This is a genomic window from Sneathiella chungangensis (assembly GCF_009882935.1).
Classification (GTDB): Bacteria; Pseudomonadota; Alphaproteobacteria; order Sneathiellales; family Sneathiellaceae; genus Sneathiella; species Sneathiella chungangensis.
The window spans coordinates 22694-44220 of the sequence record NZ_WTVA01000004.1 but is presented as its reverse complement, the minus strand read 5'-3'; the positions used below and the strand labels follow the sequence as shown (position 1 = coordinate 44220).

Below are 21527 nucleotides of genomic sequence, written 5' to 3'. Positions count from 1 at the left end.
CTTACGTCACCCGGATGATTCGATTTGAAGATACAGTATCAGGAGAGATTCGAAACTGCCAGCCTTGTCAGACGATTAAGTGGGCATCAGGAAATTTCATCGTCCTCTTCGTCAATCAGAATGCGGTTGGCGGCGCCGTCCAGATCCTCATATTGGCCACTCTTGAGGCTCCAGAGAAAAGCAGCAAGACCCAGCCCGCCTAAAAACAGTGCCACCGGGATGAGATAAATCAGAACGTTCATCGGGTCGGGTTTTTCCCGTCCATCCGCAGACGAAGAGAATTGAGGCACACCACAAGCGAGGAGGACGACATGGCAACGGCCGCAACAAGGGGAGTGACAATTCCGCCGACGGCGAGCGGGACAGCAATTAAATTATAGAGAAAGGCGAGAGCGAAATTTTGCAGGATCAGCCGTTTTGACGCGCGGGCGACCTGAATAACTTCACCGACCGCAGAAAGATCACGGCCCTGGAAAACGAAATCAGCGGCAGTCTGGCTGATATCGGCGGCGGTTGCCGGTGAGAGCGATACATGCGCCGCCGCAAGTGCGGGCGCATCGTTGAGCCCGTCCCCCACCATCAGAACCTTGCACCCCTCTTCCGAAAGCGCTTTCAGCCGGGCGACTTTCTCTCCGGGGGTTTTCTGTGCGCGCCAAGTGTCTATCCCCAGAGCCTGCGCCAGTTCCTCGACAACAGCGGGCCGGTCGCCCGAGAGAAGCTCGACAGCAAACCCGCGGGCTTTCAGCTTTTCGATTGTCTCTTTCGCGCCGGAACGAAGCCGATCCCTGAAACGAAACAGGATAGCGTCGCCGTCCCCTTTGCTGAGCCAAAGTTCGGGACCCGGTGCGAATTCCGACGCGGCGGTTTCCGCAACCCCGCAGAAGGCGCGATTGCCAAGCCGGATCTCCCGACCTTTGAAGATGGTTTTCAGCCCTTCGCCAGGAATTTCCTCCACATCCAGATGCGGCCCCGGCCCGGAACCGGCGCGGGCCACAGCCCTCGCCAACGGATGGCGGCTATGACGGGAAAGACGGGTCGCCAGATCCAGATCACCGGGGGCAATTTCCTCCCGATTGATGAGATCGAGACGACCCTCGGTAAGCGTCCCTGTCTTATCGAAAACAATCGTGTCGATTTCCGCGAGCCGCTCGAGCCCGTCCGCCGCCTTTACCAGAATCCCCTTCGTAAGCAGCCGTCCGCTCGCCACGACCTGCACCACCGGCACCGCAAGGCCGAGGGCGCAAGGGCAGGTAATGATCAGGACAGCCACCGCCTGCATCAAGGCATTCTGCCAGCTTCCGGCAAAAATCCACCAGCCAATGAAAGTCGCCGCTGCGAGTAGATGAACTGCCGGCGCATAGAAACCGGCGATCCGGTCCGCGAGGCGGACGTATTTCGCCCGGCCCTGTTCCGCCGCCTCCATCAACCGGACGATATCGCCAAGCAGAGTATTATCCCCTGTCTTGGTCGCCCCTATTTCCAGAGGTGCGCTGAGGTTAAGGGTGCCGGCGAACACATTGTCGCCCGGCCTGACGGCAGTCGGAAGGCTTTCGCCCGTGATAAGACTTACATCGAGCTCCGACTGTCCCGTCGCCACCACTCCATCGACGGGCAATCTGTCGCCCACCATGATCCGGACGCAGGATCCCGGCGTCACCGCTTCGACTGGGACCGTTTTGCAACTGCCGTCGGGAAGGACGACCGTCGCGGCGACCGCCTTCAGAAGAAGCAACCGTTCTGCGGCCGAACGCGCCTTATTGCGCGCGGCGCTATCAAGATAGCGGCCGATCAAAAGGAAAAATAGAAGCGTGACGGATGCATCGAAATAGACATGTTCTCCGCTCTGAACGGTTTCCGCAAGACTCATCCCCGCCGCAAGGATAACGGCAAGTGATATCGGAACATCCATATTGAGGCGGCCGCCGCGCAGCGCCGCAGCCGCGGAATTAAAAAACGGCTGGCCCGCATAGGCAACGGCGGGAAGCGCAATCATGGCCGAAACCCAGTGAAGGAAGTCACGTGTTGCCGGCCCCATATCCTCCGAGAACAGCCCGGCCCAAACGGAGACGGAAAGCAGCATTACATTGGCGGCCGCAAAACCAGCAACCGCCAGCGCCCGTAAAAGCCGCGCGTTTTCTTCGGATGAGGCGGATTTCATCATCGCGGGATTGTAGGGCGTAAGCGGATAGCCAAGATCGATGACGGGCTTTACCAGATCGGTGACATCTATGCCCTCCGGATGCCATCGCAAAAACAGCCGGCGTGTGGAAAAATTGACGCGGGCATCCATCACTGCCGGATTGGATCGAAGGGTCTGCTCAATCGTCTTGATGCAGTTGGCACAATGCATGTTCTCGACCAGCAAATGCACCATGGCATTGCCGTCCTGATCCGTCTCGACGAAAGCCGTCGGGTCGGCACTCACAAAATTATCATAGTCAGCCGCAGGTGAAATGATGTCGCCTAGCGCCATAGCCCCGCCAGCGCAGCAATCGCCTGCCGGATCATGAATTCGCCCAGCAGTCAGTTGATTAGGATTGGCCCGGGCTACTTCACCCATATTCTTTTATCCAGGCGATAGGGCTCGTCATAACCGCCACCGGTCGCCAGCAGGGAAATATCCCACTGTCCGGGGGCTGTAAGCGTGATTTCCGCTGTGAATTTCGATCCATCATAGCGCAATGCGACGGTCTGGTCAGTTCCGTCAATGACCGGGCGGCGAATGATCGCCTCGACATCGAGATCATGGAGCGCAACGCCATTCGCATCACGAATGTCAAGAACCAGCCTGCCCTTGGTGGCGCCTGTCTGCTCGAAGCTGAAAGCGGGCTGCCATCCCCGGGCATTTTGACGCGCCTTGTGGTCGATCTCTTCATTATAGGCGAGGCCGCGTTTATAGGCATCCGTTTCACTCAAGCCGGAAAAACTGCCGAGAGCGAAATAGACAAAAGCGCCATTAACGGCAAACATCAGGCCAAAAAACGCGGCCAGCATCAGCGCCACATGACGCCCCGTCAGCTGCTTTCCTTCCGTTTGCACGCTCATTTATCCGGTCCCTTAAAGCTCGTTTCCTGTACCTCGCGTTCGCCATTCTGCAAATCCGTGACAATGACTTCGATATCCGAACTTTTGCCGAGGAGGTTGTCACTGGGCGCAGAGACAAAAAGCTTGTAGCTTGACAGCGCATCGGCCGGCACGGTCACCGTCATCGTTTTATCCTCCGGTGCGGCGGTTTCCAGCCAGGCCTTTATGCCTTTCAACCCCTCCACGTCTATTCTGAACTGCCGGGTTTCGTGGATCTTGTTGAGGATTTTGACAGTATAGCCGTTCCGTATCGATCCGTCAGAAAGAGTTACGAAAAGCGGATTGCGGTCGCGGATCACATTGACATCGAGGACGGAACGGTTCAGCAACGCGAACAGCATGATCGATCCGACCAGCGCAAGGATCAGTCCGTAGGCGACGGTACGCGGACGGATGAATCGGATTTTGAGCTTGCGGTCGGGATTGCTGTCGAACTGTCCAGCATGAGTGTCATACCCGATGAGACCACGCGGAAGATCGATCTTGTCCATCACGTCGTTGCAGGCGTCGATACAGAGGGCACAGCTGATGCATTCAAGCTGCAAACCATCGCGAATATCAATACCCATCGGGCAGACCGCCACGCATTGATTGCAGTCGATGCAATGACCGCGGCCCGCCCAGGGTTCGCCTTTCTTGTGGGGTCCGCGCGGCTCCCCGCGTGCGGCGTGATAAGTGACGGTAAGCGAATCCTCATCCACCATCGCGCCCTGAATTCGGGGCCAGGGGCACATGTAGGTGCAGACCTGCTCGCGCATCAGGCCGCCAAATACATATGTCGTGGCCGTCAGGACGGCGACACTGCTATAGGCGATCAGGGGTGCATCGAAAGTAACCAAATCGCGAAGCAATGTCGGAGCGTCCGCGAAATAAAATACCCACGCGCCGCCCGTCAGCACGCCGATGAGCATCCAGATCGTATGTTTCAACAACCTCTTGCCGAACTTGGAGAAGGACATGGGAGCCTTATCGAGCCGCAGCCTGGCATTTCTGTCGCCTTCGACCGCCCGCTCAACGAAGATGAACAAGTCTGTCCAGACGGTTTGCGGGCAGGAATATCCGCACCAGGCGCGGCCGAACAGTGACGTCACCAGAAACAGCGAGATCGCCGCGAGGATCAGCAGTCCGGTGATATAATACACCTCCTGCGGCCAGATCTCGATGAAGAAGAAATAGAACCGCTCCCGCGCAAGGTCGACGAGGACAGCCTGATCCGGTCCGCTCTCGCCCCTATCCCAGCGAATCCAGGGCGTGATATAATAGATCGCCAGGGTGACGCCCATGATGATCCATTTGAGGCGGCGGAAATTTCCGCGCGCCTTCTTCGGCTGGATCTTCTCGCGCTTGGCAAAGAGCGCCCGGTTCTCTTTCTTGTTGACCGGACGTACGTCAATATTCTCAACGGAGCTATCAACCACAACCCTTACTCCAAAATGGAAAGGTTAAACGGATTTACTCCCCGCCCCCGAGAGAGTGTACATACAAGGCCAGCTGACGGATTGTCGCGTCATCCAACCGGTCGACCCACGCCGGCATCACATTGCCGCGTCCTCTGGAAATGGTTCGAAGGATGATATCCTTATCCTTGCCGTAGAACCAGATCGCATCGGTCAGGTTCGGCGCACCGAATTCCTGCTTGCCTTTTGCGTTTTCGCCGTGGCAGGACGCGCAGTTCTCCATGAAAACTTCCTTGCCCTGATCTACGGCCGCGGTGTCGTCTCTCTCTTCAGAAAGTGACAGAACATATTCGGCGACATCGTTGATCTGCTCCTTGGTGAGCAACTCGTCGGTCAGAAACGCCGGCATGTCGCCTATCCGGGTATCCCCGTGATCCGACCGAATACCGTATTTCACGGTCTCATAGATCTTGTCGACACTTCCGCCCCAGAGCCAGTCGTCGTCGTTCAGATTGGGAAAGCCTGGCGCGCCTTGAGCCCCGGACCCATGGCATTGCGAGCAATTCACCGCAAATGCCGATTTCCCGCCGCGAAGGGCGAACTGGTAAAGCTGGGCATTGTTTTTCACTTCACCAAGGTCCATCGTCACTAGCGCAGCACGATCATCCGCGTGGGCCGCCGTCGCCTCGGCGAGTTCTGTTTCCAGCGATCCGCGGGACGAATAGCCCAGGAATCCCGCTGTGTAGCTGCTGACCAGCGGCCAGGCGGGCATAACGATCCAGTAACCAATCGCCCAGATGATCGTGCCATACATCGTCCAGAGCCACCATCGCGGCATGGGAGTATCAAGTTCCTTGATGCCGTCCCATTCATGACCGGTGGTGTCGGTGCCGGAAATTTCGTCTTTTTCAACCTTGTCGGACATCTTAATCTTCCTCAAGCGGGATTTGGGCTGCCTTGTCAAACTTCTCCTTGTTCTTGGGCCATAGCGCATAGATCAGCACAAGGATGAACAGACCAAAGAGGTAAAGTAACCCGTAACTCTGGGCGAAGGTGGAAACGCTGTGATAGTCCATGAACTCCCCTCCTACCGTTTGTTGGCGTCCACGTCATAGGACGTGAAATCGACAAGGGTTCCCATCATCTGAAGATAGGCAATCAGCGCATCGAGCTCGGAAAGCATGGCCGGATTGCCGTCAAAATCCCTTACCTGGGCTTTGGGATAGCGCTCCAGGAAGGCGTCGACATCATCCGCATCCGGATTGACCTGTGTCGCCAGGTCACGCTCGGCATTGGCGATCATCTCGTCCGTATAGGGCACCCCGACAATTCTATTCGTCTCCAGATTACCGGCGACATGCGGGATCTGCAGAGGCGTCTTGCCAAGGAAAGGGTAGCCTGGCATCACGGATTCAGGCACCACGTCGCGCGGATTATTCATATGGGTTACATGCCATTCATCCGAATAGCGCCCTCCCACCCGGGCAAGGTCGGGTCCCGTCCGCTTCGAACCCCATTGGAACGGATGGTCATACATGCTCTCCGCCGCCAGCGAATAATGGCCATAGCGTTCCGCTTCGTCGCGAAGCGGCCGCACCATCTGGCTATGGCAGTTGTAGCAGCCTTCCCGGATATAGATATCCCGGCCTGCCAGTTCGAGCGGACTGTAGGGGCGCATGCCCTTCACCTTCTCGATCGTGCTCTCAAGATAAAACAACGGAGCAATTTCGATAAGGCCGCCGATGGAAACCACGATCAGGACGAGAACCAGCATCAGGATCGAGTTTTTCTCAATTTTCTTGTGACTGAACATGTTCCTTACCTCGCCCCCGCAAATTCCATATTCGGAACCAGTGAACCCACTTCCTTCGCCCGAACATCGCCCCGGGCCGTCCGCCACAGATTATAAACCATGATCAATGCGCCAATCAGGAAGAGGGCGCCGCCAAGGGCCCGGATCACGTAGAAAGGATGCATCGCCTCGACCGTTTCGCTGAAGGAATATTCCAGGAAGCCGAAAGCGTCATAGGCGCGCCACATCAGGCCCTGCAGGATCCCGGAAACCCACATCGCGGTGATATACAGCAGGATACCGACCGTGGAGATCCAGAAATGCAGATTGACCAATGCGTCCGAATAGAGCGACTTGCGCTTCCACATCACCGGCGTCAGAAAATAAAGCGCGCCGAAACTGATATAGGCCACCCAGCCAAGCGCGCCGGAATGCACATGGCCGATCGTCCAGTCCGTGTAATGGCTGAGCGCGTTCACCGCCTTGATCGACATCAGCGGCCCTTCGAAGGTACTCATGCCGTAGAAGGCGACTGAGGTAACAAGGAAGCGGACAACCGGGTCAGTCCGAAGCTTGTCCCACGCCCCCGAGAGGGTCATCAAACCGTTGATCATTCCGCCCCAGGACGGCATCCAGAGCATGATTGAGAAGGTCATGCCGAGGGTTTGCGCCCAGTCCGGCAGCGCGGTGTAATGCAGATGATGCGGCCCGGCCCAGATATAGAGGAAAATCAGCGACCAGAAATGGATGATCGACAGACGATAGGAATAGACTGGCCGGTTGACCCGCTTCGGAATGAAATAATACATGATCCCGAGGAAACCCGCCGTCAGGAAGAAACCAACCGCGTTATGACCGTACCACCACTGGGTAAGGGCGCTCTGCACGCCGGCAAAAAGGGAATAGCTTTTCACGCCTGCCAGACTGACCGGAACTGACAAATTATTCACGATATGCAACATCGCAATCGTCACGATGAAGGCGAGATAGAACCAGTTCGCGACATATATATGCTTTTCCTGCCGCTTCCAGATTGTCCCGAGGAACACCAGGAGATACACCACCCACACCACGGTCAGCCAGATATCTACATACCATTCAGGTTCCGCATATTCCTTCGATTGGGTAACGCCAAGAACATAGCCCGTCGCCGCCAGCACGATAAAGAGCTGGTACCCCCAGAAAACAAACCAGGGCGCAATATCACCGGCAAGCCGCGCGCGGCAAGTCCGCTGCACCACATGGAAAGACGTCATGATCAGAATATTGCCGCCAAAAGCGAAAATCACTGCCGACGTATGCAGCGGCCGGAGACGCCCGAAATTTGTCCAGGGCAAATCAAAGTTCAACACCGGAAAGGCAAGCTGCAACGCGATGACAAGGCCAACGGCAAAACCGACGACACCCCAGAAGGTCGAGGCAATCACCCCGGCCTTGACGATTTCCGTGTTGTAATTGACGCTGCCGTTGGCATCCGCCAACAACGGTCCGCTTGCGTTCCGATAATGCCTCGCGATCAGCGCGAAAGCGCTAAGCACACTCGCCAGCGAGAAAACCATCCCATGGAGCATCATCGTCGGATCGGCGGCCTTCGCGGAGAGCATCACCCCAAGCAATACGCCGACAATTGTAAATGCGAGCCATAACAGATTCATACCCGAGTTCCGTCCATTGCATTAGATTTCCGGGAGTATTTGCCTCGCTTGGAACAAACTTTAAGCGCAGAAACCATCAAAACTCCCCCTCAAATCGCAGATTAGGGTGAGAAAGCTTCCGGGCATTGATCGAAATCAACACAGCGTAAACTAACTGCCCTGACGCGATTACTTTCTATGTAGCGAAGTTATTTAAACAGCTTTTGAATGCTGCGCCAAGCCCTGACTGAGATATCGGTCGAATAGTGCGCATACCGTGCGGACGAGGAGGCGACCAGCGGGCAGAATAACGATATGGTTATCCTGAAGCGACACCAAACCGTCGGCCTCAAAGGTCTCGAGCTCGGCAAGCTCGTTGGCAAAATAGGACGCATCGGCACCGAATTGCCGCGCCGCCGCGTCGAGATCGACTTCAAGATCACACATCAGCCGCTCGATCACCAGACCCCGCAGCCGATCGTCATCATCGATCGCAATGCCCCGCGCCGCCGGAAAATGTCCGCCCAGCACCTCTTTTTCATACCCCTGCATCGGCACGATATTCTGCACATATCCTTGCGGCAGTCGGCCAATGGACGACGCACCGATGCCCAGCAACGCATCGGCCCCATCAACAGTATATCCCTGGAAATTCCGGCTGAGCCTGCCCTCGTCGAGCGCCACCGACATGGCATCGTCGGCCCGCGCGAAATGATCAAGGCCGATCTGCCGATATCCGAGACTAAGCAGCCGTTCCGCCGCCGCGTTCGATTGCCGGAACCGATCCTCACTCCCGGGCAAGTCGTCATCGCGGATCATTTTCATATGGCTTTTCATCCAGGGGACATGCGCATAGCCGAAAAGCGCAATCCGGTCGGGGCGAAGTTTATGAGACAGCTCAATCGTCTTCAACACGTCATCAACGCGTTGTTTCGGAAGACCGTACATAAGGTCGAAATTAATTCTATCGATACCGGCGGCACGAAGATTTTCGGTGACATCCCTCGTCAATTCGAAAGACTGGACCCGATTGATCGCCTGCTGGACTTCCGGATTGAAATCCTGAACCCCGAGGCTGGCGCGATTGATGCCGGCGGACGCCAACGCCTCGATTTTCGACCGATCAACGGTTCTGGGATCGATTTCAATGGCAAGTTCGGCGTCCTCGGCAATCGTGAAACGGTCACCGATGAGCGACATGATAGAAGAGAAATCCACGGCCGAGAGCATCGTCGGGGTTCCGCCGCCCCAATGGACATGGGACACGCTGAAATGGCCGGGAAGCGTATCGGCCAGCAGAGCAATTTCCGCCTGCAGCGCCCTGGCATAGCGGGCCACCGGATCATAGCGGGCCACAATCTTTGTATGGCAGCCGCAATACCAGCACATTTTCTGACAGAACGGCACATGCAGATAAAGCGACAGCGGCTTTCGCGGATCCAGCGCCCGCAGCCAGTCTTTATAAACCTGGGGCGTCACCGCCGGGCTGAAATGCGGAGCGGTGGGATAGCTTGTATACCGCGGAACGGACTGATTTAGACGATCCCGCACACCCTGCGTCATTTTTCACCTTCCGCCAGTGATTCAAGTTGATGCACATCCTTGATGACGATGGAATGGGTTGACGGTACGTCGATAATTCCAAGGTTCTTCAATTTGGTGATCGTGCGGCTGACTGTTTCAATGGTAAGGCCGAGAAAATCCGCAATATCACTCCGGCCCATCGTCAGGGTTATCTCAACCTCGTCCTCGCCTTCGGAGATCAAATTTTCGGCCCGTCCCAGAAAGAAGGTGGCGATTTTTTCCACCGGCGTTTTGCGGCCAAGCAGAATGGCATGAAGGCGAAGTTCATGAAGCTCCTCCTGCATCTTCGATGTCAGCACACTGCGTATGGCCTGATTTTCCGCAAGATACTTGTCCATAACTTTAATTGGAATCTGGCAGACGACGGTATCGCAAACGGCTTCCGCATCCGACTGGTAATAACCGGCCTTATGCTCACCAATTACATCGCCGACGGTTTTAAATGCCGTGACCTGGCGGCGGCCGTCGTCCAGAAGATTGGCCAGCCGGATTTCGCCGGAAACGATGGTGTAGAAGTATTTTGCTTCTTCGAATTCGCGGTAAACGGATTGACCCGTTTTTACAATGCGTGTTCGGACGTTGCGTCCAAAATCTTCCATCTCCTCATCCGAAAAACCGGAGCAAACCGCCTGCTTATGCGCACTACACGATGAGCAGGCCGTATCGGGAGACCTGCGACGCTCGGCGGCAGGGTTCGTCTTGAGGGGCTGTTCAAAAGGGATAACGCCCGCACAACAATCTTCCGCTGACGACATACGCATTTCCATCGACTTAATCATATCGCGCACCCTCCTGTTCCAGTTCGATGATCGAATGACCATCAACGCCGTACCCTCATTTATCATTTAGACTTTTTTGGCGTCCTCCCATGCGGTCAGATGACGCAGGTGTTAATTTAACACCTAAAATTAGTAAAAATGAAAAACGGGGAGACTGATTGCCGCGGATTTCCTTGCTTTTCAAAAAAAATCCCCCGACAGCGACATATTGCCACAGTCGGGGAAGGCTGTCGATTTAGCATTCGTTCTTATTATTTTAAATGTGCCAATCGATTCTATTTTCGCAGCAGGTCGGCGGCGGCGTCGAGAGTGACAGGGCTATCGCCAAGCAGGTAATTTCCCGCCTCGATTTCAAATTGTCCGTCGCCGTTACTCAGCGGGTCGGTGGGCCGAAGCTTCGTGTCCACAACAAGCCGGGAAAGCAGCATTCTACGCGCATCCCCTCCTGCCTTGCCAAGGGCAGCGCCTTCCGTCGCCAGCAAAGTCGCCGTCGTCGCGTGGTAGAGCGCATTCGACGCCTGACGCGCCTTCGTCTCATTGCCGCTCGCCGCGATTTCCTCGGCAAATTTTTTGGCCCTGTCGACAAGACCCGAGAGTTCGCCGACGAATTGCCCGGGAAGACCGTCCGCCTGCTCCAGTTTTTTCTTCAGGTCTTCTGCCAGATCTTCGTGTGCGCCCGTCTTGGCGACCGCCCGGGTCGTAATATCCAGCGCATTGATATTCGACGTGCCCTCCCACAAAAGTCCCGTATGGGCATCGCGGACAAGGCGGGAATTCACCCAATCCTCGATAAAGCCGTTGCCGCCGCGTATCTCGAGTGCGCCGGTTGCGACCGTGACATTGTCCCGGCAGGCCCGGAATTTCACCAGCGGAGTGAGGATACGGTTCAACCGCTTCGCGTCCTGATCTCCGCCTTCCGCCTTGTGCAGAACCGACGCGACATGCATGACCATCGAGAGGACCTGCTCCGTCGGCACCATCAGTTTCAAAAGCTGGCGGCGCAGAAGCGGTTTGTTGATGATCGCCTCGCCGAACACATCCCGCGTCTTTGCGGCGACAAGTGCCTCATTCAGACATCGGCGCATCATTCCTGCGGCGCGCACCCCGTGTGACAGACGGGACATACTCACCTGATCCATCATCTGTTTGAGACCCGGGTTTGGCTTGGCGCCAACATCACCGAAGGCGTAACCAAGCGCGCCATTGAAAATGATTTCGCCCGACGCCATCGATTTTGTGCCCATCTTGTCTTTGAGGCGGACGATCCGGTAATTGTTCCGCTCCCCATTCTCGAGATCGCGGGGCACGGCGAAGATGGCAAGGCCGGAATTGCCCTTCGGCGCCCCTTCGGGCCGGGCGAGGACAAGGCAGACTTCCGCATCCGTGCTCGAGCAGAACCATTTATCGCCATAGAGCCGCCATTCACCGTTTTCCTGGCGCGCGGTTACGGCAAGGTTCGCGACTTCCGATCCGCCGATCTTTTCCGTCATGAACTGAGCGCCGCGATATAGCTCCTCCATGTCCTGGCTGCGCATGCGCGTCAGGAACTTCTCTTTGGCAATTTCCGGGCCGTAACGTTCAAGCAGCATAGAGGACGTGTCGGTCAGGGAAACCGGGCACATCAATCCGAATTCCGACTGGGTGAAGAGATACTGGAAGACATATTTCGCCATCGGAGGGACCTTGGTCGGCCAGCCATGTACCCCTTCCTTGCGCGACATGCAATGAATTCCGAAATCGCCATAGGCAATCTTCTCCATTTCACGAAATGCCGGATGATACTCAATCCAGTCGCGGTTGCGCCCGCGGGCGTCCCGGGCATGCAGAACCGGTAAATGCGTTTCGCATATCCGCGCAAGTTCATCGAGGCGGTTACCCGCCACGTCGCCCAGGTTCCGAAAGACCGGTATCATATGCTCTCTCAGATCGTCGGGCAGATAAATCTTCAAGAGATCCTGAAGGCTGCTGTCGATATCGAAGAAATTGAGACCATGGCAATCCGCCGCCACCCAGTCTTCTAGTTCCCTGTCTTCACGACTTTTGATTTGAACTTCCATATTCACGATTTCTTCTCCCGCAGGCGGTTCCGCGTATCCCTCAGCTTTGTTCCGGTGCGTCTTAAAGAGTCAGGATGTTCCCCACTTCTTCCAGGCTGAGCATTCTATCACTTAAAAGAGCATCCGTCGCGGCAACCTCAAAATCACCACCGTCAATCGAAAGGGGATTGGCGGAGCCCAATTTGTGATCGACCACCATCTTCGAGAGCAGCAGACGCCGCGCATCGCGGCCCATCGCGCCGAGCTCTGCCCCTTCATTGGCAAGCAGCGTGGCGGTTGTCACGTGATAGAGCGCGCTTGCCGCCTTGCGGGCATGGGTTTCCTTGCCCTGTCGCGCAACATCCTCGGCAAATTTGGTTGCCTGATCGATAAGGCCCTTCAACTGGCCCGCATATTGACCGGGCAGCGCCTTGTTCGCCTCTATCTGTGTTGTCAGGTCCTCGGCAAGGTCCTCATGGGCGCCGACTCTTGCAATTGCGCGTGTCGTCACGTCGAGGGAGTTGATGTTCGATGTTCCTTCCCACAGTACGCCCAGATGGGCATCGCGGACAAGACGGGCATTGACCCAGTCCTCGATATAGCCGTTGCCACCGCGCACTTCCATGGCGCCGGTCGCAACGCGGATATTGTCGCGGGCAGTCCGGTACTTCAGAAGCGGTGTGAGGATACGGGTCCGCTTCGCCGCCGCTGCGTCGCCTTTTTCACCCTGCTCAAGATTAACGGCGACATACATGAACATGGACAGCGCCTGCTCCGTCGGAACCATCAGCTTCATCAGCTGCCGCCGCAGAAGCGGCTTGTCAATAATTGTCTCCCCAAAGGCCTTGCGATAATTGGCGACCGTCAACGCCTCATTCAGGCAGCGGCGCATCATCGCCGCCGCGCGCACCCCGTGAGACAGACGGGAGAAGTTGACCTGGTCCATCATCATCTTGAGGCCCTTGTTCGGATGCGCGCCCACCTCACCAAGCGGATAGGCCGATGCGCCTTCGAAAATAATCTCACCCGAGGCCATAGATTTCGTGCCGAGTTTGTCCTTCAGGCGGACGATCCGGTAAGGATTGCGGCTGCCGTCTCCGCGGCGTCGCGGCATGGCGAAAAGCGCAAGTCCGCTGTTCCCCTCCGGCGCACCTTCCGGACGGGCAAGCAGCAACGCGATGTCGCCATCCGCGCAGGAGCAGAACCATTTCTCGCCGTAGAGTTTCCACTCGCCATCTTCGAAACGGGCCTCGAGTGCGATCTGCGAAACATCCGACCCACCCGTCTTTTCGGTCATGAACTGGGCGCCCTTCAGGATCTTGTCCATGTCCTGACTGTACATTCTCTCGAGCAGCTTCTCCTTCGTCGCGTCATCGGCATAGCGCTCGATCAGCATGGCCGACGTATCTGTCGCGGAGATCGGGCAGAGCTGGCCGAATTCGGACTGGCCGAAAAGATACTGGAAAACATATTTGCCGATCGGCGGAACAATCCCCTGCCATCCCAGGACTCCCTCCCGATGTGACATGCGATGAAAACCGAAGTCCCGGAAAGCGACATCCTCCATCTTGCGATAGGAGGGATGAAACTCGATCCAGTCCTCATTTCGCCCACGGGCGTCCCGCGAATGCAGGATCGGTCCGTGCTTGTCGGCATCCCGCGACCAATCGTCCAGCTGGGTGCCTGAAATTTCGCCAAGACGGTTGTAATGCGGCTCCATATGCTGACGCAGATCATCCGGCAAATAGACATGCAACAGATCGCGCAGGTTATTATCAACTTCAAAGAAATTGAGTCCGTGGCAATCAGGCGCGATATAATCGGAGAGTTCCTGGGGTTTAAATTCCTGTTTTTTATGCAAAAATGTCATCTCGGTCCCGCCTTCTACTATTTACCGTCATGGTTTTTTCCTTGACCCGTATAATGATCGAGACGACAGCTATGGACAATCGATAATTCAGTATAATATAATTGAAAAAAACTCAACCATGGGCTTTTGTCTTAAATGCTGCATATCCCATCTACAGCCAGCCTCAAGGCCTTCGAAGCCGCCTGCCGTTATTTGAGCTTCAATCAAGCAGCGGAGGAACTTGGCGTAACCCCGGGCGCGGTCAGCCGGCAAATCCAGACCCTGGAACATTACCTTGGAAAAACGCTTTTCCATCGCCATCACAAGCGGGTCGAGCTCACGGCAGTTGGCAGACAGTATCTTGCGGAGATCACGTTACCACTCGAAAAGATTGCCGCCGCCTCTGCGCGGCTTCGAAGCGAGACGCGGCGCAATGCAGTTTCCGTCTGCGCCTATCCGACGTTCGCGCTCCGCTGGCTTATCCCGCGCTGGGCCGACCTCTATGAACGCCATCCGGACATCGACGTCCAGTTGATAACCTCCCTTAATCCCGCGGATTTCGAACGGGATGACTTTGATCTTTCCATCCAGGTTCTGGCGGAAGGAACGAGCCTGACAGGCATGCGGATCGACAAACTTCTCGAGGTCGATACCTATCCGGTTTGCAGCCCGGAAATGGCAAGAAAGTTCAGCAGGCCGGAGGATCTTAAAGAGGCGGTATTTCTCCATGAAAGCCCCCGCCCCACCGACTGGCCCCGCTGGCTTGCCGAAGCGGGCATTCACGATATAGACACCAACAAGGGCCTTCATTTTGAAAGCGCCAATATGGCCCTTCACGCCGCCGAAAACGGCCTCGGCGTCGCCATCGGCATCGACGCCCTGGTTCAGGATGCCATCGGCGCCGGCCGTCTGGTGAAACTCTTCGATGTGGTGCGCCGTTCCAGCCAGCCTTTCCAGTTGGTCTCCTCCGCCCGCAAGGCAACTCGGCCGAAACTTGCCGCCGTTCGGGAATGGATGCTTGAGGCGGCGGGACAACCTGTATAAAATTCAATATCAGACAAAATTATTTACGCCGCCTCTGATCGGAATTTAGGGACCTCACTATCATGACCTGCCTGCAAAGCGACGGTATTTTCATTGGAAAAAGCGATGATGGAGTTGGCCCCGGGCAGTATTTGCCGCTGAAGTGGGGTAACCGTCATGGGCTAATCGCGGGCGCGACCGGCACCGGCAAGACCGTGACCCTGCAGGTCCTGACGGAAGGATTTTCGCGTGCGGGTGTTCCGGTATTCCTCGCCGATGCGAAAGGCGATCTCTCCGGCCTCTGCCAGACATCGGATATGCAGGACTTCCTGACCAAGCGGGCGGACAAGATCGGCTTTTCGGAAGAATATGAAGGCGCCGCCTATCCTGCTGTTTTCTGGGACCTGTTCGCGGAGCAAGGCCATCCTGTGCGGACTACCATTTCCGAAATCGGCCCGCTTTTGCTTTCCCGCATGCTGGAGCTCAATGATACGCAGGAAGGGGTGATGAACATCGTCTTCCGGGTTGCGGATGAACAGGGCCTGCTGCTGCTGGATTTGAAAGACCTTCGCGCGCTGCTCGGTGTGGTGAATGAGCAGAGGAAAGAAATTTCAGCTGTTTACGGCAATGTCTCCCCTCAGTCGATCGGCGCGATCCAGCGTTCTCTTCTGCGCCTGGAAGATCAGGGAGCGGATAAATTCTTCGGCGAGCCTGCGCTCGATCTCCGGGATTTCATGCGGACCGATCATGAAGGACGCGGCATAGTCAACATCCTTGCGGCGGACAAACTGATGAATTCGCCGCGGCTTTACGGTACTTTCCTGCTCTGGATGCTGTCCGAGCTGTTTGAGGAACTGCCGGAGGCAGGCGACGCCGACCGACCAAAGCTTGTTTTCTTCTTTGATGAAGCGCATCTTCTCTTCGATGACGCGCCGAAAGCCCTGCTTGAAAAGGTGGAGCAGGTTGTCCGCCTGATCCGGTCAAAAGGCGTTGGTGTCTTTTTCGTCACCCAAAGCCCAGATGATATACCAGATTCCGTTCTGGGTCAGCTGGGCAACCGGATACAGCATGCGCTTCGGGCCTTCACACCCAAGCAGCAAAAGGCAATCCGTCTCGCCTCGCAGACTTACCGCCCCAATCCCGCCTTCGAGGTGGAGAATGTGATTACCGCCCTCGGTGTCGGCGAGGCGCTTGTCTCCACACTCGAGAAAAAGGGGCAGCCGTCGATTGTGGAGCGGACCTTGATCCGCCCGCCGTCCTCCAAACTCGGGCCGGTCAGTCAGACCGAACGCAGGCGCGTCTTGAATGACAGCACCCTCGCCAATAAATATGACGAAACGGTCGATAATGAATCGGCCTATGAAATCCTGCAGGAGCGGGCGGAAAAGGCCGCGAAGGCCGCCGCAAAAGCCGAAGCGGAGGCCACCGAGACCAAAAAGACAGCTCCGGCTCGAAAATCGAACCGCCAGAGTGTCGGCGAAGCCGCCATCAAATCGATCACTCGGGCGGTCAGTTCATCGCTCGGGCGCAGCATTGCCAAGGCTCTCGTCCGAGGGATTCTCGGCGCCCTGAAAAGATAAAGTAAAAACAACAGCCAAAGGACGGAGTTGTTCTGCTCCGGTATTGTATGAAAGCCGTTATCATTCCCGTTACCCCGTTCGCCCAGAACTGCAGCCTGATCTGGTGTGAGGAAACCATGAAGGGCGCCGTGACCGACCCCGGCGGTGATCTCGATCATGTCCTGCAGGCCGCCGAAAAACACGGAGTGACAATCGAGAAAATCCTGATCACCCATGGGCATCTTGACCATGCCGGCGGCACGCAGGAACTCCATGAAAAGCTCGGTGTCCCGATTGAGGGGCCGCATAAGGACGATAAATTCTGGATCGATCAGCTTCCGGCGCAATGCGCGCGTTATGGTTTCGCGGAATCCTTCGCCTTCACGCCGGACCGCTGGCTTGAGGATGGCGATATCGTCACCGTCGGAAACGAGGAGTTCACCGTCGTTCACTGTCCCGGTCATACACCCGGCCATGTCGTTTTCGTCAATCTGAAGGAACGGGTCGCCATCGTCGGGGATGTATTGTTCCAGGGATCAATCGGTCGCACCGATTTCCCGCGCGGAAATCACGATGATCTGATCCACTCCATTCGCGAAAAGCTCTGGCCGCTCGGCGATGACATTACTTTTATTCCGGGGCACGGAAATCTCTCCACCTTTGGGCAGGAGCGGGCGACGAACCCCTTCGTTGCCGATATGAATTTCGGCTGAGTTACTCGAAAACCACCGGATCGTCCACCATCTCCAGATGAAGCTTGTCCCCTGTGAAGGGATGGCGGGCGATAATTTCCTCGTCCAGTTCGATACCGAGGCCCGGTTTCGTCGGCGGGATGATATAGCCCTCCTCCCATTGGATCGGTTCTTTCAGGATCTCCGCGTGGAAGTCTCCCATGGTGTTAATGCTTTCCTGAATCAGGAAATTCGGCGTACAGGTGCTGAGCTGGATATCGGCCATCGCCGAGACAGGACCGCAATACATATGCGGGGCGATCTGGGCGTAGTAGACCTCGGCCATGCTTGCGATTTTCTTCCCCTCCAACAACCCACCGACACGCCCGAGCGCCATTTGCAGGATTGAGGCGGCCCCACTCTCCAGCACGCGGTGAAATTCATATTTTGTGCAGAGCCTCTCCCCTGTCGCGATGGGAATGGTTGTCTGCCGGGAAAGCTTCGCCATTTCATTGGTATTTTCCGGCGGGGTTGGTTCCTCAAACCAGAGAGGATCATATTTCTCCAGCCGGCCGGCGAGCCGAATGGCGCCCGATGTGGTCAATTGCCCATGGGTGCCGAACAGCAAGTCCGCTTTATCGCCCACGGCCTCCCGCACCCGCGCGACCAGCTTTTCCGACAGGTCCATCCGCCCGAGCGATGGTTGACGCGGATCAAACGCGGAATAAGGCCCTGCAGGGTCGAACTTTACGCCAGTGAAGCCGAGCGCGACATTTTCCGCCGCCCGCTCCGCGGCAAGGTCAGGATCGCTGTAGACATCCGTGGCATCCCCTTCCTTCGGGTAGAGATAGGTGTAGGTCCGGAGCTTTTCGCGCACTTTACCCCCTAATAACTCATAAACCGGTTTATTGGTTTCTTTCCCGTTAATATCCCAGCAAGCCATCTCCAGCGCGCTCAAAACCGCCATCATGGCCGAGTCCGGCCGCTGGGTATATCCACTGGAATAGACCCGACGCCAGATACGTTCGATATGGAACGGATCCATCCCGAGGAGGCGGCGCTCAAATACATCCTCGATCATCTTGACCGTTACATCGGGATGGAACGGTGCGGCATAGGCCTCCCCTATTCCGCTCACGCCGCTGTCCGTTGTCAGCTTGACAAAAACCCAGAACTGCCCGCCCCAATGAGGGGGAGGCGTGCCGACAACGAAGGTTTCAAGATCGGTTAGTTTCATGTCATCTACTCAAATATGATTACGTTCCGGAGGGCCTTGTCCGCCCGCACCTCATCAATGGCCTGATTGATCTGTTCCAGCGGATAGCGCCCGGTGATCAATTCATCCAGTTTCAAGTTACCTGCCTCATACAGTGCGACCAGTTTCGGGATATCGATACGCAGCCGCGTCGATCCCATTTTGCTGCCGAGAATTTTCTGACCCGACCCGGCGATGTTACCGGCCTCCACGGCTATTTTCTGTCCTGTCGGCGGCATCCCGACAATGACCAGCGTCCCCGAAGGCGCAAGAAGGTCGAGACCCTGTTCAAACGCCTTGGGGCTGCCCGCCGCGACGAAAACATAATCGGCGCCGCGCCCACGGGTCAGTGACCGGATTTGATCCGCCGCGTCATTGGCAAGCGGATTAACCGTATGTGTCGCGCCAAACTCAAGGGCCGCAGTCAGCTTCTCGTCCACCAGATCAAGAGCAATAATCGGATCAGCATTGACCAGCGCCGCCCCCTGCACGGCATTCAGACCAACCCCGCCGCAACCGATTACGACGACCGACGCCCCGTATGGGACATGCGCTGTATTGACCACGGCGCCAAGACCGGTAATCACACCGCAGGAAAGGAGCGAGGCGGCCTCCATGGGGAGGTGTTCAGGAATAATCACCAACTGCGACTGATCGACAACAACCTCTTCCGCGAATGCCCCCGTACGCAGCCCCTGAACAACCTTTTCGCCGGCCGCCGACGTGAGTCGGCTATTCCCGTCAATCGGAAACGGGGTGGCGCAGATGAAGGGTTCGCCGTTTTCACAATCCGGGCAATGACCGCAAGACCGGATTAACGTGACGAGGACATGATCACCAACATCGATCTCGCGCACGCCCGCTCCGGTCTCGATGACAAGGCCCGCCGCCTCATGTCCGAACACCATGGGCAAATCGCCGCCCCAGCCGCCGTCCATATAGGTAATGTCCGAATGACAGATAGCGCAGGCCTTGAGCTTGACCCTGACCTCACCCTCCTCGGGCGGGGCGAGTTTGAGGTCCTCAATTCTTAGTGGCTGTTTAAATTCCCGACAAACGGCGGCTTTCATGCGTCACTCCCCTCATCCTGCATTAGCCGCAAGTCTTCATGATCCTGGATGGAAAAGTCAATCAAAGCCTTTCCCGTTCGATTTTTTTCCGCCGGATTGTTGACGGTTACAAAATTGTATTTCATGCATTTTACGAATAGCGCGAAGCATAAACTTATTTTACGCCCTATTTTTTATCGGTAATGTCAAACTCATCGCCTTAATTTTGTCTAAGAACAAATTTGGCGAAACTGGGAGGTTACGCATGAAAAAACTTATTGGTTTAACTTTGGCAACTGCCGTTGCCATTGCCGGTGCGGTATCCGCACAGGCCGCTGAGGTCACTTTAACACTGCATCATTTTTTGAGCCCCAAAGCGCCCGCGCATACCAAGATGCTGGAGCCATGGGCGCAGCGCATCGCGGAGGCGTCAAACGGCCGGATCGAAGTCAAGATTTTCCCGTCCATGGCGCTTGGCGGCAAGCCGCCGGAACTCTATCAACAGGTGCGGGACGGTGTCGTTGACATCGTCTGGACGGTTCCGGGTTATACGCCGGGCGTCTTCCCGCGCACGGAAGTTTTTGAGCTGCCGACCGTCCATCAGGGCGATGCCAAGGCGACGAATGCCGCAATTCGGGAAGTGTTCCCGATGCTGGCCGAGGACTTCACTGACGTAAAACCGCTTCTTGTCCATGTGCATGCGGGTAACGCGCTTCATACGGCCAGTAAAAAAGTGACGTCCCTAGATGATGTCAAAGGCATGAAGATCCGCACCCCGTCACGAAGCGGCGGCTGGATGATCGAGGAATGGGGCGCCGATCCCGTCGGCATGCCGTTGCCGGATCTGTCGCAGTCCCTCTCGAAGGGGGTTGTCGAAGGCGGGCTGGTGCCATTTGAAATCTTTCCGCCCTTCAAGCTCGCGGAGCTGACCAAATATTCGCTCGTCGGCGGGGGCAACGAACGCTTCGGCACCGCCACCTTCCTGTTCGCCATGAACAAGGATACTTACAACAATCTTCCGGATGATCTGAAAAAGGTGATCGACGACAATATCGGCCCTGCCTTCTCAGAAGAAATGGGCGTCGTCTGGAATGAGGTTGAAAAACCGGGTGAAGGAATGCAGGAGAAGTCGGGCGGCGAAATCGTGCATCTTGATGCGACCGCCAAGGCAAACTTCGATGCCGCCGGTGAAAAAGTCGTTGCGCGGTGGATCAAGGAAGTAAGCGATCGCGGTATTGACGGACAGAAGCTGGTTGATGCCGCCCGAAAGGCGGTCGCGGACAATTCCAAGTAATTGAATCCCCGAACGGAATTGAAAGGGTAAGGATGCCTAGAAAACTGGACTGGATCGTCTCCGGCTGGGCCTTGTTGGCGGGCATCCTTACCTTCCTGATCGTTCTGGTAACCACCATCAATACCGCCGCTTTCGGCGCGGACAAAATTGCCCGGCTTTTTGGTGAGAATGTCGCGGGCCTAGCCGGATATGAAGATTTCGTCCGGCTTGCCATAAGCGCCGTGGCGCTGATGTTTTTCCCCTATTGTCAGCGCCAGAAAGGGCATGTCGCGGTCGATCTGTTTGCCGAGCGATTTTCCCTGAGAACGCAGATCTTTCTGGAGCGTATTATACTGCTGCTGACAGTTTGCGTCGCACTCTTCCTGGCCTACTGGATGACACTTGGCATGATCTCAGCCTATGAGGACTTTGCCTCCTCTCCTATTCTTGGTTGGCCGAACTGGCCATTTTATGTCCCGGGCATCCTGTCCCTGTTCCTTTGGGCCGTGGTCGCGCTGATGCAATTGCGACGAAAGCCGTAG

General features: G+C 56.3%; 19 protein-coding genes. 5 read left to right on the top strand and 14 right to left on the bottom strand.

The genetic code is table 11. From position 1 onward, the window contains the following. Positions 1 to 86: 86 nt before the first annotated feature. The 12 genes from ccoS to GQF03_RS09415 form a co-directional block, all read right to left on the bottom strand. Complete coding sequence (ccoS, locus tag GQF03_RS09470; RefSeq protein ID WP_161339026.1) at positions 87 to 242, bottom strand: cbb3-type cytochrome oxidase assembly protein CcoS; 156 nt, start codon at positions 240 to 242, stop codon at positions 87 to 89. Further along, positions 239 to 2560 (bottom strand): cation-translocating P-type ATPase, encoded by a 2322-nt coding sequence (locus GQF03_RS09465; protein WP_206376183.1) that lies wholly within the window; start codon positions 2558 to 2560, stop codon positions 239 to 241. The genes ccoS and GQF03_RS09465 overlap by 4 nt, the downstream gene beginning before the upstream one ends. Next, the gene (locus tag GQF03_RS09460; RefSeq protein ID WP_161339025.1) at positions 2548 to 3045 is read right to left on the bottom strand and encodes a FixH family protein; all 498 of its coding nucleotides are present in this window, start codon (positions 3043 to 3045) and stop codon (positions 2548 to 2550) included. Before GQF03_RS09460 ends, GQF03_RS09465 begins: the two co-directional genes overlap by 13 nt. After that, positions 3042 to 4502 carry a cytochrome c oxidase accessory protein CcoG gene (gene ccoG, locus GQF03_RS09455; protein ID WP_161339024.1) on the bottom strand — a complete coding sequence of 487 codons (1461 nt, stop codon included), beginning with the start codon at positions 4500 to 4502 and terminating at the stop codon, positions 3042 to 3044. The genes GQF03_RS09460 and ccoG overlap by 4 nt, the downstream gene beginning before the upstream one ends. 34 nt (positions 4503 to 4536) lie before the next feature. Beyond that, positions 4537 to 5406 carry a cytochrome-c oxidase, cbb3-type subunit III gene (ccoP, locus tag GQF03_RS09450; RefSeq protein WP_161339023.1) on the bottom strand — a complete coding sequence of 290 codons (870 nt, stop codon included), beginning with the start codon at positions 5404 to 5406 and terminating at the stop codon, positions 4537 to 4539. 1 nt (position 5407) lies between these two features. Next, positions 5408 to 5557, bottom strand: coding sequence for a cbb3-type cytochrome oxidase subunit 3 (locus GQF03_RS09445; protein ID WP_161339022.1), 150 nt, complete (start codon positions 5555 to 5557; stop codon positions 5408 to 5410). An 11-nt stretch (positions 5558 to 5568) separates the two neighbouring features. Further along, on the bottom strand, positions 5569 to 6294 hold the full coding sequence (ccoO, locus tag GQF03_RS09440) for a cytochrome-c oxidase, cbb3-type subunit II (RefSeq protein ID WP_161339021.1): 726 nt from the start codon (positions 6292 to 6294) through the stop codon (positions 5569 to 5571). A gap of 5 nt (positions 6295 to 6299) precedes the next feature. Next, on the bottom strand, positions 6300 to 7928 hold the full coding sequence (gene ccoN / locus GQF03_RS09435; protein WP_161339020.1) for a cytochrome-c oxidase, cbb3-type subunit I: 1629 nt from the start codon (positions 7926 to 7928) through the stop codon (positions 6300 to 6302). Between the two features lie 192 nt (positions 7929 to 8120). Beyond that, positions 8121 to 9470 carry an oxygen-independent coproporphyrinogen III oxidase gene (gene hemN / locus GQF03_RS09430; protein WP_161339019.1) on the bottom strand — a complete coding sequence of 450 codons (1350 nt, stop codon included), beginning with the start codon at positions 9468 to 9470 and terminating at the stop codon, positions 8121 to 8123. Next, entirely contained in the window at positions 9467 to 10246 is a 780-nt protein-coding gene (locus tag GQF03_RS09425) for a Crp/Fnr family transcriptional regulator (RefSeq protein ID WP_161339018.1), read from the bottom strand. Before GQF03_RS09425 ends, hemN begins: the two co-directional genes overlap by 4 nt. Positions 10247 to 10545: 299 nt before the next feature. Then, complete coding sequence (locus tag GQF03_RS09420) at positions 10546 to 12327, bottom strand: acyl-CoA dehydrogenase family protein (protein WP_161339418.1); 1782 nt, start codon at positions 12325 to 12327, stop codon at positions 10546 to 10548. A 61-nt stretch (positions 12328 to 12388) separates the two neighbouring features. Beyond that, complete coding sequence (locus GQF03_RS09415) at positions 12389 to 14176, bottom strand: acyl-CoA dehydrogenase family protein (protein ID WP_161339017.1); 1788 nt, start codon at positions 14174 to 14176, stop codon at positions 12389 to 12391. Between the two features lie 135 nt (positions 14177 to 14311). Between GQF03_RS09415 and GQF03_RS09410 the strand changes: the two genes are divergently transcribed. The 3 genes from GQF03_RS09410 (at position 14312) to GQF03_RS09400 (ending at position 17450) form a co-directional block, all read left to right on the top strand. Beyond that, on the top strand, positions 14312 to 15199 hold the full coding sequence (locus GQF03_RS09410) for a LysR substrate-binding domain-containing protein (protein WP_161339016.1): 888 nt from the start codon (positions 14312 to 14314) through the stop codon (positions 15197 to 15199). A gap of 62 nt (positions 15200 to 15261) precedes the next feature. Further along, a complete protein-coding gene (locus GQF03_RS09405) occupies positions 15262 to 16758 on the top strand; it encodes a helicase HerA-like domain-containing protein (protein ID WP_161339015.1) in 1497 nt (498 codons plus the stop codon). A 47-nt stretch (positions 16759 to 16805) separates the two neighbouring features. Next, on the top strand, positions 16806 to 17450 hold the full coding sequence (locus GQF03_RS09400) for an MBL fold metallo-hydrolase (protein WP_161339014.1): 645 nt from the start codon (positions 16806 to 16808) through the stop codon (positions 17448 to 17450). A gap of 1 nt (position 17451) precedes the next feature. Here the strand turns inward: GQF03_RS09400 and GQF03_RS09395 are convergent, their stop codons facing one another. Both GQF03_RS09395 and GQF03_RS09390 read right to left on the bottom strand, forming a co-directional pair. Beyond that, positions 17452 to 18645 (bottom strand): mandelate racemase/muconate lactonizing enzyme family protein, encoded by a 1194-nt coding sequence (locus GQF03_RS09395; RefSeq protein WP_161339013.1) that lies wholly within the window; start codon positions 18643 to 18645, stop codon positions 17452 to 17454. Positions 18646 to 18650: 5 nt separating this feature from the next. Continuing rightward, entirely contained in the window at positions 18651 to 19733 is a 1083-nt protein-coding gene (locus GQF03_RS09390; protein WP_161339012.1) for a Zn-dependent alcohol dehydrogenase, read from the bottom strand. Positions 19734 to 19977: 244 nt separating this feature from the next. Between GQF03_RS09390 and GQF03_RS09385 the strand changes: the two genes are divergently transcribed. Continuing rightward, positions 19978 to 21006: a TRAP transporter substrate-binding protein gene (locus GQF03_RS09385; RefSeq protein WP_161339011.1), complete on the top strand. Its 1029-nt coding sequence runs from the start codon at positions 19978 to 19980 to the stop codon at positions 21004 to 21006. A gap of 32 nt (positions 21007 to 21038) precedes the next feature. Then, on the top strand, positions 21039 to 21527 hold the full coding sequence (locus GQF03_RS09380; RefSeq protein ID WP_161339010.1) for a TRAP transporter small permease: 489 nt from the start codon (positions 21039 to 21041) through the stop codon (positions 21525 to 21527).

Excerpts from the sequence above, each read along its gene's own strand:
- GQF03_RS09395 (WP_161339013.1), bottom strand. The coding sequence starts at position 18,645 with ATGAAACTAACCGATCTTGAAACCTTCGTTGTCGGCACGCCTCCCCCT.
- ccoP (WP_161339023.1), bottom strand. The coding sequence starts at position 5,406 with ATGTCCGACAAGGTTGAAAAAGACGAAATTTCCGGCACCGACACCACC.
- GQF03_RS09420 (WP_161339418.1), bottom strand. The coding sequence starts at position 12,327 with ATGGAAGTTCAAATCAAAAGTCGTGAAGACAGGGAACTAGAAGACTGG.
- GQF03_RS09380 (WP_161339010.1), top strand. The coding sequence starts at position 21,039 with ATGCCTAGAAAACTGGACTGGATCGTCTCCGGCTGGGCCTTGTTGGCG.
- GQF03_RS09385 (WP_161339011.1), top strand. The coding sequence starts at position 19,978 with ATGAAAAAACTTATTGGTTTAACTTTGGCAACTGCCGTTGCCATTGCC.
- GQF03_RS09410 (WP_161339016.1), top strand. The coding sequence starts at position 14,312 with ATGCTGCATATCCCATCTACAGCCAGCCTCAAGGCCTTCGAAGCCGCC.
- GQF03_RS09445 (WP_161339022.1), bottom strand. The coding sequence starts at position 5,557 with ATGGACTATCACAGCGTTTCCACCTTCGCCCAGAGTTACGGGTTACTT.
- ccoS (WP_161339026.1), bottom strand. The coding sequence starts at position 242 with ATGAACGTTCTGATTTATCTCATCCCGGTGGCACTGTTTTTAGGCGGG.
- GQF03_RS09400 (WP_161339014.1), top strand. The coding sequence starts at position 16,806 with ATGAAAGCCGTTATCATTCCCGTTACCCCGTTCGCCCAGAACTGCAGC.
- GQF03_RS09415 (WP_161339017.1), bottom strand. The coding sequence starts at position 14,176 with ATGACATTTTTGCATAAAAAACAGGAATTTAAACCCCAGGAACTCTCC.
- ccoN (WP_161339020.1), bottom strand. The coding sequence starts at position 7,928 with ATGAATCTGTTATGGCTCGCATTTACAATTGTCGGCGTATTGCTTGGG.
- GQF03_RS09465 (WP_206376183.1), bottom strand. The coding sequence starts at position 2,560 with ATGGGTGAAGTAGCCCGGGCCAATCCTAATCAACTGACTGCTGGGCGA.
- GQF03_RS09460 (WP_161339025.1), bottom strand. The coding sequence starts at position 3,045 with ATGAGCGTGCAAACGGAAGGAAAGCAGCTGACGGGGCGTCATGTGGCG.
- GQF03_RS09405 (WP_161339015.1), top strand. The coding sequence starts at position 15,262 with ATGACCTGCCTGCAAAGCGACGGTATTTTCATTGGAAAAAGCGATGAT.
- GQF03_RS09390 (WP_161339012.1), bottom strand. The coding sequence starts at position 19,733 with ATGAAAGCCGCCGTTTGTCGGGAATTTAAACAGCCACTAAGAATTGAG.
- hemN (WP_161339019.1), bottom strand. The coding sequence starts at position 9,470 with ATGACGCAGGGTGTGCGGGATCGTCTAAATCAGTCCGTTCCGCGGTAT.
- ccoO (WP_161339021.1), bottom strand. The coding sequence starts at position 6,294 with ATGTTCAGTCACAAGAAAATTGAGAAAAACTCGATCCTGATGCTGGTT.
- GQF03_RS09425 (WP_161339018.1), bottom strand. The coding sequence starts at position 10,246 with ATGTCGTCAGCGGAAGATTGTTGTGCGGGCGTTATCCCTTTTGAACAG.